10 protein-coding genes are annotated in these 15,184 nt (G+C 46.3%); 1 reads left to right on the top strand and 9 read right to left on the bottom strand.

Features of this window, described 5'->3' with window-relative positions:
• Nucleotides 1-96: 96 nt before the first annotated feature.
• On the top strand, nucleotides 97-837 hold the full coding sequence (locus CEF13_RS08255) for a potassium channel family protein (RefSeq protein ID WP_102710245.1): 741 nt from the start codon (nucleotides 97-99) through the stop codon (nucleotides 835-837).
• A gap of 144 nt (nucleotides 838-981) precedes the next feature.
• On the opposite strand, the gene CEF13_RS08250 is transcribed toward CEF13_RS08255, so the two are convergent.
• The 9 genes from CEF13_RS08250 to CEF13_RS08210 form a co-directional block, all read right to left on the bottom strand.
• Nucleotides 982-1,977 carry a cell wall hydrolase gene (locus CEF13_RS08250; protein ID WP_244917058.1) on the bottom strand — a complete coding sequence of 332 codons (996 nt, stop codon included), beginning with the start codon at nucleotides 1,975-1,977 and terminating at the stop codon, nucleotides 982-984.
• 241 nt (nucleotides 1,978-2,218) lie between these two features.
• The gene (locus tag CEF13_RS08245; RefSeq protein WP_102710244.1) at nucleotides 2,219-3,439 is read right to left on the bottom strand and encodes an MFS transporter; all 1,221 of its coding nucleotides are present in this window, start codon (nucleotides 3,437-3,439) and stop codon (nucleotides 2,219-2,221) included.
• A gap of 117 nt (nucleotides 3,440-3,556) precedes the next feature.
• The gene (gene lacZ, locus CEF13_RS08240) at nucleotides 3,557-6,727 is read right to left on the bottom strand and encodes a beta-galactosidase, LacZ type (RefSeq protein ID WP_102710243.1); all 3,171 of its coding nucleotides are present in this window, start codon (nucleotides 6,725-6,727) and stop codon (nucleotides 3,557-3,559) included.
• A 34-nt stretch (nucleotides 6,728-6,761) separates the two neighbouring features.
• Nucleotides 6,762-7,574 (bottom strand): carbohydrate ABC transporter permease, encoded by an 813-nt coding sequence (locus tag CEF13_RS08235; RefSeq protein WP_102710242.1) that lies wholly within the window; start codon nucleotides 7,572-7,574, stop codon nucleotides 6,762-6,764.
• Entirely contained in the window at nucleotides 7,571-8,560 is a 990-nt protein-coding gene (locus CEF13_RS08230; RefSeq protein WP_102710241.1) for a carbohydrate ABC transporter permease, read from the bottom strand. The genes CEF13_RS08235 and CEF13_RS08230 overlap by 4 nt, the downstream gene beginning before the upstream one ends.
• A 29-nt stretch (nucleotides 8,561-8,589) precedes the next feature.
• Entirely contained in the window at nucleotides 8,590-9,870 is a 1,281-nt protein-coding gene (locus CEF13_RS08225) for an ABC transporter substrate-binding protein (protein WP_102710240.1), read from the bottom strand.
• Nucleotides 9,871-9,987: 117 nt separating this feature from the next.
• Nucleotides 9,988-11,205, bottom strand: a complete 1,218-nt coding sequence (locus CEF13_RS08220; RefSeq protein ID WP_102710239.1) for a response regulator transcription factor — start codon at nucleotides 11,203-11,205, stop codon at nucleotides 9,988-9,990.
• Complete coding sequence (locus CEF13_RS08215) at nucleotides 11,183-12,928, bottom strand: sensor histidine kinase (protein ID WP_102710238.1); 1,746 nt, start codon at nucleotides 12,926-12,928, stop codon at nucleotides 11,183-11,185. Before CEF13_RS08215 ends, CEF13_RS08220 begins: the two co-directional genes overlap by 23 nt.
• Nucleotides 12,929-13,138: 210 nt before the next feature.
• The gene (locus CEF13_RS08210; protein ID WP_102710237.1) at nucleotides 13,139-14,836 is read right to left on the bottom strand and encodes an amylo-alpha-1,6-glucosidase; all 1,698 of its coding nucleotides are present in this window, start codon (nucleotides 14,834-14,836) and stop codon (nucleotides 13,139-13,141) included.
• Nucleotides 14,837-15,184: the final 348 nt, after the last annotated feature.

The following is a 15,184-nucleotide window of genomic DNA, read 5'->3' as shown; positions in this document are numbered from 1 at the left end:
CCAACTATCGCCAAATTGAGTCTTTTGATGTAGAATAATACACAATTATGTTCAAGAAAATCCCTCTACCGATTGGGAAAAAGGAACGGTTCTTAAATGAAAAAAACGAAAACAGAAATAATCTACGAAATCATTATGATTTCTCTAGCCCTTATTTCAATTAGTTTCATCTGGATCGATGAAGCATCTTTACAAATTATCGACAGGATCATTTGGGTTATATTTTTCCTAGACGTTACGATCAGATTTGTTAGGGCAGAAAACAAATGGCGTTACATAAAGGAAAACCCCTTCGATATAATCGCGATTATCCCTTTAGATTCTATTTTCAGAATCGCGCGTATTGCCCGTTTTTTTAAAATAATTCGTTTAATATCGGTATCTTCTCATTTTTTTGGGCCTGTATTCAAAATTCTTAATACAAACGGTTTGAATAGAGTTTTAACAGTAACATTCGTTCTCTTGTTTATTTCCGCTATTCCAATATGCCTAGTTGAGCCATCCATTCAAACGTATGAAGATGCCCTTTGGTGGGCCTTTGTCACAGCAACAACTGTTGGTTACGGTGATTTATCCCCAGTAACTCCAATAGGCCGTGTTATTGCTATTATATTAATGATTTTCGGAATAGGTTTAATTGGAATGATCACCGGATCAATTGCCACATTTTTTATTAAATCGCAAAAACAATACCCACCAGCAATCCAATATCTTAGTAATGAAATTGATCGATACGAAGAGTGGAGCACAGAGGACATAGAGCGAATCAAAGTCATGTTAGATAGTTTCAAGAGTCTGAAGGATACTGAAAAAGAAATAAGAGTAGAAACAAAATAAACAGAAAACCACGTCCAGAGGTGAACTGCACCCCATTTGTTAGACACCATCTAACAAGTGGGGTGCAGTTCAAGGACGTGGTTGATTTGTTTTATGGGGGTGGAAACTAGGGAAACCGAAGCTTGCATTTGGAGAGAGGTCTGACTAACTTGCAAAACTATGACTTCCGATCGTCACAATGACATCCAAGCTGGACCAAAACGATCCTTTGGAAACATCGGGATTGAAAAAATAGAGCGCATTCTCAACATTATTTTTCCCGTTCAACGCATCCTTGGCGGCACGTAGAGAACTTGCGTTAGGTTTACTTTTGTCCAGTTTGCCGTTATGAGCTGGAGGAAACTGCTTTCCTGAATAAATAACGTCATGTATCGTATCCGGGAAGCTTGCATCCTTCACTCTGTTCAATATAACATTGGCTAAGCCAAGCTGCCCTTCATAAGTTTCATTTCCGGATTCAACCATCGTAATCTTGGCAAGCAGCATTAAATCTGATTGTGTATACGGCTTTGCTGCTTTATTAAAAATCGAAGGAATAACCACTTTCAACTTCGTTCCCGGCTTGATCGTCGCCTTGCCATCCAATCCGTTCCGCTTCAATAGCTCGGATTTGCTGCTTCCAAATGCCTTGCTAATCTCATCCAATCCATACTCTTCCGTTATTATAGCTGGCTGCACTCTTGTTAGTTCGACAATGCCTGATTCTGGATTATATGTAACGTTTGCATGCATCATTTCCGACAATTGGCGCAGTGGTACATATAGCCTGCCGTTCATTAAGACCGGAACCGCTTCCATCTGGTAGCGGCCTTCGTTGAAATATACAACCGGTACGCCATTTCCAAGCACGATGTGATCGTTGAATGCCGTATGTATCGTTACTTCTTCATTTACATTATCCCAGCTTGCCTTCGCACCTAATATTTCAGCAATCCGAGCCACTGGCACATACAATCTACCATCCAGCGTATAAACTGGATCCGTTATCTTCACAATTTCACCATTTAGTTTTAGTGTCTCTCCATTCGCAATCGCAGGTTCCCCTGCGGAAACGCTGGACATCGGAACGATACAAAGCAGCAACAACCCTAAAATAACTGCCATAATACATGTTCTGATCTGCATTCCTTCTTTAACCATATGTACCTCCAAGTAAATTAAGTTGGTGTAAAATACCAACGTTCACCTTCTGCGAAAAATTATAACACAGCTAATTGCACTTGTAGGATTAACATTTTCACAGAATTATTCAAACACGCTTTCTTTTTCCCTTTCATTAAGGTCATTACTTAACAATTAACGTTGAAGAAATCGCAATTGTATCAAAACCGTATATAACAAAAAGAACGGCACATTGCCGTTCTTAAATGGAGATATTGGTTTAATCAAGAATTGGACGAACCCACCGCATATAATAAACCAACCCTATGCCCAGCACCACCGCAGTGAAGAGGAAGGGCATCTGATAATCTGCGCCAGCCAATATTAATCCCGCAAAATAAGTTGTGATAGAAGAACCAACACTGCGGAACACTGACCGCATACCCGCGAAGAGGTTCCTCTCCTTTTCTTTTAGTGCAGACATTAACTGGCTGTCCACTAAATTGGAGAGCATTGTCGCTCCGCCCCCGCGAATCAGGAACAATATCATAAACATCCAAACCGGCATTACCCAGAAGAGAGCGGTGAAGAGCACTATATTGATGATAAAAACAGAAATAATAGCATGATGCTGGCCGAATCGCTCCATCATATATGGGGTCAGCAAGGAACTCACGAAGAGGACTATACCTGCTACAGCGAGCAGCAGGGAAACGTTATCGTCAAGCCAACCCAACCGGTATTTGACGATGACATTTAAGAATGACCCCGTAATAGCGAGCGCACCTCCAAGTAGAGCCATGAACACTGAGAACAGCCACAGCTTAGAGCTTGGCAGCTTCAGCTTCCAACGGGGCAAGCTTTCTCGGCTTCGGATTGCTCCTTGACTGTTTTCTTTCAGAGTGATGCTGCTCTCCGCAGGTAGTATTAGGCCACGGATAACCCCATGTATAACAAGCACCAGACCAGCTAAAAGAAGAGCAGTCCGATAGCCTTCTCCCTCCCCTGCTCCGCTAGGAAGATATCCTGCGATTAAGGTTCCTGCTCCTGTGAAGGCTGTAAAGACTGCGAACATGAGTGAGAATGCACGCATCTCTTCCTTGCGTGAAGAGCAATAATGGAAGAGAAGCTGTACCTCTGTTGTCTCCACTAGCGTCAATCCGATCGAGACAAGAACTTGTGCCAAGTAGAAATAAACAATTTCTCCACTGAGCGCATACAAAATATTGCCTGCTGCAACAAACAGAATGCCAATAGTCAGCAGCTTTTTGCGACCTAATCGATTGGCAAGCAAGGATACAGGAATGGCTAATATCCCCATAATTAATATACCTACAGATACCAATGCCCCGATCTGGTCTTCTTTTAATCCTTTGGACAATAAATGTAAATTGAGAACGAGTGCATACAGGCCGATTCCGATCCCGTATAATGCTTCGGTCATTAAGAAGCGGCGAACACCCACGGGCAGACGCAGTAAATCCTTTAAATAATCGGACATCTCCTACTCCTTTCTTTGATCAGGAATAAGGCTGAAAGGCCCCTCACGGAGCCTTTCAGTAGCATTATTCATCAAGAATATCAGATTCATTCAGTATAGCTTGTGCATTAAGCATGGTTAGTTCCCCTCTTGTTGTAGGTGCTTCGCTTCCCATTTCATCTGATGACTGAGCCGCTCTGGAGCTGCATCTTCGGAAAGATAGGGCTTTAGCAGCAGACGGAAACGGAATTCCTCTGACGTAACGGTGTTGTCTGGCGATTGAGCAGGCCCACAGCTATTGCTGCCAAGACCATTCTGGCGGTAATCCAAATTGAGCGTGATGAAATCCCGCGGAACTAGATCACTCGCATGCTTGGCTGCTTCTAAGTCAGCATCTGTATAACGTCGAGCACTGAATTCAAGCGTAGGCGCACCTGCAGCTAGCAGCCCAATACCGCTGCCATCTGTGATGGATACCCATCGAACATCTGTACGATTTCCGTTCTCTTGCGGATAGATATATGGAGTAAAAAGTTCATCAACCGATTTGCTATATACACCAAATCTTCCTGCTTCCTTGCTGTCGGAATAATTCTCTCCCGGACCGCGGCCATACCATTTAACAGCATTCATATCAGAAGGTATTTCCATTTGAAGTCCAATTTTAGGAATCATAGCAGGCGGCTTGCCTTCTGGTACGCCGTGCACATCGATAGTCATTAGACCGGATCCTGTTATGGTGTAAATCGTTTCACAGCGGAAGCCCCAATCGTAAACTGGTGGAGCAATACGGGAGGTCCATCTAATCTGAATCGTCCCTTCATCCAATCGCTCCCAGCGGCATGTATCGATTCGTTCCGTCAGTTTATCGAGATGCGCCTTGCGCCAATCAGGCAGGACATACATATCATTGTCAATCGGCGCTCGCCAGAAGTTGAGACGCGGTCCTTTGTTCAACAGCTCTTGACCGTTTATTCGGAGTGAGCTGATCCCCGATTGCCGAGAATCGAAAGCCACATTGAAATAATCGTTCTCTAGGACGATCCGTCGCCCTTCCTCCGTGCAGGATAAGCTTTGAATAGGCAGATTAGCGGCTGCCGGAGTAAATCCTTCATCGGCGGCGTTATCCCCATGGATACTTGTGCTGCTCTGCTCATTCCCCACAGCTTCAAGAGCAAGCTGCGCCCATGCGATTTCATGCCCACGCTCTCCCCAAATGCAAGTAGCTGCAAGCGAAAAGCCGATATTCAGCCAACGCTCCGCCCCCTCCACCAAAAGGGTCAGCTGCGAATCATTTCCAGTAGGAACGAACACCTCTTCACTTTCACCTGGGCCTATCCGAGGCAGCAGCAGTACTCCGCTTTGGACAGTCCGTCCATCTACGGTCACGCTCCAATCTGCATAGAGGTGATCAAGCGTTATAAAGTCATAACGATTGGTGATTCGGATGCGATCATTATTTATATACTCGACCCTGACAGGCTCGATAATCTTCTTATATTCAATAAGTCCAGGAGATGGCGTTCGATCCGGACGAACAAGACCATCAATAACAAAATTGCTGTTGTTCGGAACATCGCCATAATCTCCACCATAAGCGTAATCGTCTTTGCCATCGGCTGTTTTCCTGCGAATACCATGATCGATCCATTCCCAGACGAAGCCGCCCTGCAATCTTCGATAAGCGTCAAAGGTGTCGAAATAGAGCCTCAGCCCACCTGGGCCATTCCCCATCGCATGAGCGAATTCACATAGAATATGCGGTTTAGGGTGTTCAACCATCTGGCCAAAGCCTTCCATCTTCTCCACGGAGGAATACATCGTGCTCACAATGTCACACACTTCCGCTTCGCGATCTTCTTCATAATGAATAAGACGGGTTGGATCGTTCTGTTTGCACCATTCCGACATCGCCCGGAAGTTGCAGCCAAAGCCGGACTCGTTGCCAAGCGACCAGAACAGTATGGAAGGATGATTCTTATCACGCTCTACCATACGGCGAACCCGGTCCACATACGCCTCCTGCCAGGCAGGGTCATTACTTAGCTTGGAAATATTACCCAAAAGCTCAAAGCCATGTGTCTCCAAATCCGTTTCTTCCATGACATACAAGCCATATTCATCACAAACATCATAGAACCGCGGATCATTCGGATAATGTGCCGTTCTGACCGCATTAATGTTATGCTGCTTCATCATTTTTACGTCTTGGATCATCGTCGAAAGCGTGACAGTTCGTCCCGTATCGGGGTGATGATCATGCCGATTTACGCCTTTGAGTAAAATCGCTTTGCCATTCACTAGGAATTGGCCGTTCTTTACTTCTATCTTGCGGAAGCCAACTCTTTGGGCAACTGTCTCGACCACTTTAGAATTCTGATCCGCTATACGAATCACTAGATGATACAAAGCAGGCGCTTCTGCACTCCAGAGTGCAGGCTTCACGACTGGAATCGCGAACGAAGCAACGGAAGTCTGATCATCAGCAGCGGCGATTCCATTCACCACAGAAGAAACAAGTGCGCCTTCTTGATCTAGCAGGTCCAGACGCACTTCTCCTCGCAAGTCCTCTCCACTCAGCTCTACCTCTACAGAAAGCGTGGCATCGCAATATTCGTTATCCAGCTCCGTAACGATCCGGTAGTCCACAATACGGACCGATGATGGCTCCGAAATCAAATAAACATCCCGGAAAATGCCGCTCATATACCACATATCCTGATCTTCCAAGTAGGTGCCGTCCGACCATTGGTAAACGCGGACAGCCATACGGTTGATCCCCGGCTTTATATAAGGAGTCAAATCAAACTCCGATGTCAAACGGCTTCCTTGGCTGTACCCGACGAATGTCCCGTTTAGCCACACATGAAAAGCACTATCTACTCCATCGAACTTGACAGCAATCTTTCTTCCATCCCAATGTTCCGGAAGCTCAAATTCCCGTATATAGCTGCCTGTCGGATTATCATTAGGCACATGAGGCGGATCGACAGGAAATGGATAATATAAGTCCGTATAATGTGGATTTCCGTAGCCTTTCAGCTGCCAATGACTTGGAACCTGAATTTCATACCAACTGGATGCATCATATTTCTCTTCATAAAATCCGTCCGGTGCCCACTCAGGCCCCTTCGAATAATGAAACTTCCAACTGCCATTCAGTGAGCGGAACCAAGGGGAGCTCCCTCGGTCATAGCTCAGAGCTCCAGCACGATCGGAATACGGGACGAAGTATGCCCGGCTTCTCGCTCGGCCACGCTCCAGCACGGCAAGGTTATCCCAATCGCGTTCTACTTTCTCGTTTCGCATAGCTGCTTCTCCTCTCAAATCTCTATCTCTCTACCTATCCCTTAATCCCCGTACCCGCTATTCCACCAACAATATAACGCTGTGCAAAGAAGAATACAGCGAGCGGAGGAATCGAGATTAGACAGGTAATCGCCATAATGGACTGCATATCGACACCGAACATGCCTTTGAACTGCGATAATCCGAGCGTCAGTGTGTACTTCGTCTGATCATTAAGGAAAATCAGCGGTCCCAGATAATCGTTCCAGCAGCTCATTATTTGAAACACGCCGACTAATATGAGCGAAGGTCCCATGAGCGGAGCAATGATCCGCACAAGAATGCCAAACTTACTGGCTCCGTCAATAGTTGCGGCTTCATCTAATTCACGTGGAATCGTCAGAATAAACTGCCTCAGCAGGAAGATGAAGTAAGCCGAACCGAACCACGATGGAACGATAAGCGGTTTGAGCGTATTAATCCATCCCAAATAGTTAAACTCCATATACTGCGGAATCATCGTTACTTCCCAAGGTACCATCATCGTCGCTAGTACGACGAGAAATAGCAGATTGCGTCCCCTAAATTCAAATCTCGCGAACCCGTATGCTACGAGGGTACAGGATATCAACTGACCAATCGTAGACAAGGCCGTCACGATGACCGTATTTTTCAGAAATAAGTTAAAGGGCTGAATCGTCCAGGCATTAGCAAAGTTGCTGAATTGCCATTCAGAAGGAATCCATTTGGGCGGAAAAAGATAGAGCTCTGATTGCGACTTGAGAGCTGTCGTCACTGCCCAAAATAGTGGAGCAGCGAACAACAGCGAGCAGAAGATCAGTAGGGCATAAACGATGATTCGTTTCATGCAGATCTCCCCCTTCTAACAGACTTGGATTTCTTCTCCGGCTTGCGCTTCATTTCGCCTTCATAGAACACCCAAGCCTCTGAAGACTTAAATACAAGGAAGGTTAATGTGAGCACAATAAGGAACATGAACCATGCATTTGCTGCAGAGTAGCCCATTTTGAAAAACTTGAACGCATTCTCATACATATACATCGCGTAGAAGTACGTAGATTTCATAGGGCCGCCACCAGTGAGCAGTAACGCGAGAGTCAGCTGTTGGAAGGCAGCAATAATTGAAGTAATAAGGTTGAATAAAATCGTCGGGCTAAGCATCGGAATCGTAACGCTGATGAACTGCCTGATCTTACCCGCTCCATCAATCGAAGCCGATTCGTAGAGATCCTTAGGTATCCCCTTGAGCCCTGCGAGAAAGACGAGCATCATTGAGCCTTGTCCCCATAAACTTGCAACAACCATTGCTACCAGTGACCAATGCTTATCATTCAACCAGTCCGGTCCTTGTACACCGATGATCGACAGGAAATAATTCAATATACCGTAATCACCGCTGTACACCCAAGACCAGATCATAGCCAAAGCAACGCCCGAGATGACAGAAGGCAGGTAGAAGGCTGTTCGAAAAATAGCATTGCCCCGTGTCTTCTGATTGAGCAGAATCGCAAGTCCCAACCCAACTGCAATATTGAGCGGAACAAACAGAGCGGCGAACTTAAGCGTGACTCCGAATGACTTCCAGAACAATGGATCGTCGGTAAACATTTCCACATAATTGCCTAATCCAATAAAATGCACCTTGCCCACGATTGGCCAGTCAAACAATGAGATGATAAGTGAGAACAACAATGGCCCTAAAGTGAACACAAGGAATCCGAAGATCCACGGGAAAATGAAGAGGTAGGGCGCAGCCCCAACCCATCTGCGGTTCCTTCTTGGCCCTAGGCTGGCCGATTGTTTCCCTGCTGTCTGCGGGTAGGTATGAGCCATATCCTAACCTTCCTTCTGATGCTGTAATTTTATTTCAAATAACGTTCGCTTTCCTTGACGGCTTGATTCAGTACATCCTGTGCATTACTGCCATGAACAACGGCTTCTACTGCCGCGGAAAGCTGTCTATTTACTTCATTCCACTTCGAATTAAGCAGAAAGGCAGGTGTATTGTCAGAACGCTCCAGCATCGTATAATACGGCTTGTACAGAGGATCTTGATCCTTCTTGAGCTCCTTCACGACGCTTTCCCTTACTGGCAGATCTGCTACGCGCATCTTGATCGCTTCATTGGATACATAATATTTGATAAATTCCCAAGCCAGATCCTTATTTTCGGAATCCTTGGCAATGGACAGCGCAGATTCTGCAACAACGCCTTTAACTGGCTTGCCTGGGAAGGCTGGCATCTCCACGGTGCCTACATCTATGCCTGCTTGTCTGAAAGATTCGAGTGGCCAGATGCCGCTCTCCCACATGGCGATTTTGCCGCCTTTGAAAATATCCTCTCCGCTTTGCTGACCTTTGCCGCCTGCAAGCACGGCAGAGCCGTTCTTCACCATGTCGCCAAACATTTGAATCGTGTCTGCGGTTTCATTGCTGTTCATGAAGCCATTAATCGTTTTGCCGTCATCTGAGATATAAGAGCCGCCGTTACTCCATACAAACCCCTGCAGATCATACGTGTCGTTATCAGCCCGAACACCGAAGCCATACTGCTTCTTTGCTTTATCTGTCAGTTGCTTGGAGATGGATTGGAAGTCATCCCATGTCCACCCATCCTTCGGATAAGGGATCTTCGCATCATCAAACATTTTCTTGTTGTAGTACACAACGCGAGTCGTGAATCCTGCTGGAATACCATAGAGGTTTTCGTCAATTGTCGCGTAATTGAACAAGCCGCTGTAGAAATCATCCTTGTTCAGGTCCTTGTCTCCGTCTGCGTAGCTGTTAAGCGGCTGAAGTGACTGGTGATAGGTTGGAAAATCCCACATATACATGACATCGGGAGGATTCGCAGCTCCGAAGCCAGCAGCCAGCTTCTGGTCAAATCCGTCCGCGTAAGCCTCTACCTGAACCTTCGTGCCAGGATGGTTGGCTTCGAATTTCTTAGCGATATCCTGCTCAATCTTGAGCGCATCTCCAGTATCCCATGTGGCAAATCGAAGCGTTTTCACTTCTGCAGAACCATTACCACTCTCGGGCTGCGTCGTCGTGCCATTTGCACTTTCGTTATTACCCATGCATGCGCTAAGCATTGTCATTGTCAAAGCAGTCGTAAGAACAATAAGAGAAATTTTCTTCTTCATTCTGGCAGCTCCCCTATCCGTGTGTGGTATTTCATATTTGAACTGCTCTCATCATAACTAAAATGAAAGCGGTTCAAAACCGTTTACTATTCGAACATTTGTGTGTTTTTGTTCGATTCACTTGGGCAGGTGTACATCTGTTAGGAGCGTATCGTTTTTTTGTTGGGCACGGTAGTGGCTAGGTGTTTGCCCCGTACAACGCTTGAACCATTTACTGAAATATTTGCTGTCGCCAAGTCCCGTACGCTCGGCAATATCCTGCATCGTAAGGGTCGTATCTTTCAATAACACATAGGCTAGTTTGAGTTTTCGTTTATATTGAAAGGCTACGAAACTATCGCCCACTGCTTTCTTGAACAGGATTGAGAAATGGCTGCGGCTGAGGCCGACCTGCCTTGCTACATCGCTGACCGACCATTCCGCAGCCGGGTTATCATGCAGCAGTTTTACTGCTCGCCAAATGGCATCCGGCCAATCCACCGCAGATACGCTGTGGATTTTCTCCAGTTCGGCTTCTTGATGCAGCGCTGACCATGCTTGAAGCCGTTCATCCGCATGTAAGAGCGGCCCTCTTCTGGCCCATTGCAGCTTCGCACTCTTGCTCTTTTGTTCCACCAGCAGCATGTCCACGGCATTCAACTCAGACTTTGGTACGATACAATAGCATCGATCCTGCCCATAAGGAATAATAGCCCCTTCACAGAACCTCCGGTCCTCGTATGCTGCTTCCTTTAATAGATCCAGCCAGGATGACTCGCAGCCTGAAGTCTTGACCAGATAGATATAGACAGGCTCACCATGGAAATACCACTCCTCTCGAGTACGCTTCTCCATTTCGCCAACAAATTTATCGTTATGTCCATTCAGCCAAGCATATAACAAGGTACTAAGCCGCTCTCCCTGATCGCTGGCGTTTTCCATAGTCACCTTAGATTCCGAAGCTGCCAATAGCTCGCTTTGAAACTTCTCCAACATACCTTCCAGCTCTTCATCCTCGAAGGCCGTTTTGAGCAAATAGCCAGATGCGCCCAGTTTCATTCCCTGCTGAGCGTATTCAAAATCCCGGTGGCAGCTGAGCAGAATAATTTTTGTATTAGGCGCCGTCTCCTTTACTTTGCGTGACAATTCGATGCCATCCATCTCAGGCATAACAATATCCGTAATAACGACCTCAGGCCGATGCTCAAGGAAGGCTTCCCATGCTTTGCGGCCGTTCGGAGCATCCGCGACCACTTCCATTCCATATTTATCCCATGGGACGGTCGACCGGAGTCCCTTACGGACTATGCTTTCGTCGTCTGCAATTAACACCTTAATTGTCTTGGTTGTTTCCATTCAGGTTCTCCTCCTTCTTAGGCCATTCGATGATGATCGTAGTCCCTTCACCTTGAATCGATTGTACGGTTAACCCATACTGCAGTCCAAAGTGCAGCTTGAATTTCTGATCGGCATTTTGTACTCCGAGTCCTCCCCTGCCCTTGCGCTTCGTCATATTCGGCAGCAATAGAAGCCTCAGCTTCTCTGCAGGAATGCCAGCCCCGTTATCTGAAAGCGTAAGCAGTAGATGATTGCCTGATTCCCTTACAGTTAAATGGATCACACCTTTACCATCCTCGAAGCCGTGGAAAAATATATTCTCGAATAACGGCTGCAGCGTCATACGGGGAATCAGATAGCGTTTCAACTGCTCATCGCATTCGAGCTTATATTCGAACATGGCACCATAGCGAATTTCCTGGATTTTTAGAAAATGCTCAATCATGCGCAGCTCACGCTCAATAGGGATCAGCTCATGTGAAATATCCAAATTGCCTTCAAGCACCATAGTAAGGTGGTACAGCATCTGACGAATATCTTCCGCTCCTTGCAATCTCGCCTTCCATTGTATCGAATTGAGCGTGTTGAACAGTAGATGGGGATTTATTTGATAATGGAAGGCCTTGAGCTCCGCATCCTTCTTTAGCCGCTCGCTCCGTTCAACCTCGCCAATTAACGACTGTATACCGCTCACCATACTATTAAAGCTTGTATCCAAACTGCTCAGCTCATCCTTGGATTCAACCAGCGTCCTCGTATGCAGCTTGCCGAAGCTTACTTTCTGCATCGCATCCTTAAGACGGCGAATACGTGCGGTAAACCGGGAAGAGAACAAGTACGCTAGTACAAAGGCCAGCAGACAGGAAGCAATAGCGACGATAATGGTATTCGACCTTATAATGCCGGAAGAGTGGTAGAACGAAGTAGCCGGCAATCTCGCCTCGATGCTCCACCCATTAACAGCAATCGTTTTATTCCATACGATATCACTCTCTTTTGAATGGAAGGCGGCTGCCGTTTCATAGATAACCCTTCCCTGTGGATCGTCTATTTGGAGATGAGCCTTCGTATCATTCTCGAACAGCTGGAACATATGAAGCAGATCTTCGGCATTTTCTTCAATTAGAATTTTACTTCCTTGCAGCGCTCCGTAAGGGCTATTAACCGGAACAGCCAAGCCAAGCATCGAAATCCCGTTCGTAATCGTGTCATTCATACCGTGATTCTGAGGGTAAAAACCTAGCCAATGCTTACCAGAATACGAATTCTGCATCGCTTGCCATGCGGGAATAAGGCTGAGCTTGGATACATCGAGATTATTTTCCCCATAATAATAGCCGGAACGCGTAATGATATAGATACCAATTGTTCGATCTGATTTAAGCGCTTTCAGGAGCGCTTCGAAATCATTCTTGGCCATAATATCTTTATACGTAGTAGGTACCTGATCCCCTAAATCAACCCGTGCAGGATCAAGTAAATAAGAATAAATCGTTTCCGTAGTCTGATTCATTCGGTTCAAATAAGAGCTCGTTTGCTGTTCTAATTGAGCCACGGCATTCTCTCCATATTTGCCAAACTGAGAATTAATGACCTTCGCAGATTGGTAATAAGACAAGGCTCCAAGCGAGAGCAGCGGAATAATCGTCACAATGAGAAAACAGAAGAGCAGCTTGGTTCGTATGCTCCGGTAAGACCCAGACAAAAGACGGTTGTAGATTTGATTAAGTAAATGATTCATCTTGGTTGCGTCCTCCGTCCTCTACAAAAGAATACATGAAGTGTAGCATGGACCACTTTGGCCGAACAATGTAACGTAAACCCAGTACAGCAGGAAATTTTCTGAATTGCAGCTTCACCTATAACCAAGGAGATCGATTCCCCTGAACGTCAAAAGCACCTCCCCTCCGCCCGTTTATGGCATTGTGGGAAGTGCAGAAATTCATTAAGTTTAATACTCATTACCTAGAATAAGGAATACGCTCGACGTCCATGTGAAAGCTCGATCCCGTAAGCCTTGCCCCGTAATCGCGTCGAAATTCTCAGCCATTCCACTTCGATCCAGCATTGTGCAGAACCTGTATGAGACCGTCTCCGCAAGCTCACGATCTCCTGCTCTAGCGACACCTTCAACAAGTATCATTGTCGAGGGTGCCCAGATAGGACCTCGCCAATAGCCATCGGGATTATAGAAGGGACTATTCACACTCTCTGTCGCCCATCCATTAGTAGTTAAGAATCTGCTCTCATCCCTCAGCCCTTGCAGCAGCGCAGTACGGATATGCTCAGGCAGACGTTTGCCTAATAGAATGGGAACGAACAAGAGCAGGCTGTCTCCTTCGGAAGCCTCATGCGTACCGGATCGGCAGGCCGTAAATCGGCCATTTTTCCAGAAATGGCTGATCATCTTTTCCAGTGTGCCCTCAGCAAGCTGTCGCCATTCGATTGCCTCTTCCAAATGTCCAAGGCGCTTCGCAATCTCAGCTAAAATCTCTGCTTGTAGAATAAGAAAAGCTGCTAAATCAGGGCTCTCTACTGGAATGCCATTGTTGAACGCTGTGCTGTTATCCCAGCCGGAATCGTTGCCATGATTGTACTGCGGAATGCCGTCTCCATCACCATCGCGGTAATGGAACCACCACTTTGTCCATTTGGACAGAGGCCCATAAACCTCCCGAAGCTGCTCCTCTTTGATAAAGTCCGTTCGTTCCATCATCCATGCAAGCGTCCATCCATGAATGGGCGGTTTGTTGCAATTCCACAGCTCATACTTATCGTTGATGAAATCTGGGATTAGTCCGCTCTCATCCTGCCGGTCAAAAAATATCATAAACTGATCCCATGCCAGCTTCGGATCATGGCGAACAAGCGCCATTGCATTAAAGCAGTGATCCCAGCTCCAAATATTCGTCATCCAGTTTTTCGACATATACATCGCAGGACGAGTGAGACAGCCCTCTGCTGGAACGAGGCAGGACCACGTAATATAGGCGGCAAGCGCTCGGCTTTCTTCCCAGCGTTGTGGCAATGGTAAGCTGTGATCCAGCCACTCATGAAACTCTTCCTTCACTTGCTTAACGATATCGTCAAACGGTTCCCAAGCAGCCCGCGGCTCCCAAACTGTCCGGAATTGTTCAATAGCAAATTCTGAGTTACCCGATTTATTGTCTGGTACGAAATCTGCGATAACATAAGAGCTTTTGATTTTGTCCCATGGCACTTCCATCCGCAGTTCTCCAACAAGTGCAGTAAGCATGAACCTGCATTCATGGGTGAAACTGTTCACTTCCCAACTGCTAGGCGCTGCTTGATACGCGTAATCATAAGCGGCCGTTCGGAAGGTCAAGCGAATTCCGCAGCCGTTCGTCCGAACACGGAATGTCCGGCTGTCAGAGATACAGATCTCAGCCGTCAAGCCAAGTTCTGATTTCAGCTGGATCCGTTCGGGGGAAGCTTCTGACTGGAACGGTACAGCTTGGCCGCTTTCATCCAGCATATCGATATGAAATGCCTCGCCGAATTTATCATCGCCACCACGCACGGTACGCATATACAGGCCTTGTTGTCTATCTTGGGCTTCGGGCAGAATTGAGATCGCTAGGAACGATTCTCTTCGGCTGAAGGGTACTATGCTCAAGTCAAAGTTCATATATAATCTCCTTCACGGAATAGTATGCGCTTTCATTTTCATTGTACCGAAAGGAGTGATGAGGAAGAACCGACAGTTGTTTCTGAAGGGTAGGTAATTTGTTTCGTAAGGGACTTTATTTAAAGGAGAGGGGTGCTTTTGTTCGATGAATACTGCTAATTTGTTCGATTCTTCACATCTGAGATTGGAGATGCCCTATGCTGCCATTGTATAGTACCGAACTCCTGCCTTCTTTTCCATTTAGATAGCGGCTGACTGTGTCATAGAAAAACTGCACCTCCGATTGTTAGTTGTATCTAACCATTGAAGGTGCAGTTTAGAAGAAGTGGATTGAATATGTGGTTTGGT

The organism is Paenibacillus castaneae (assembly GCF_002884445.1).
Taxonomy (GTDB): domain Bacteria; phylum Bacillota; class Bacilli; order Paenibacillales; family Paenibacillaceae; genus Pristimantibacillus; species Pristimantibacillus castaneae.
This window is presented reverse-complemented; position numbering and strand designations above follow the sequence as displayed.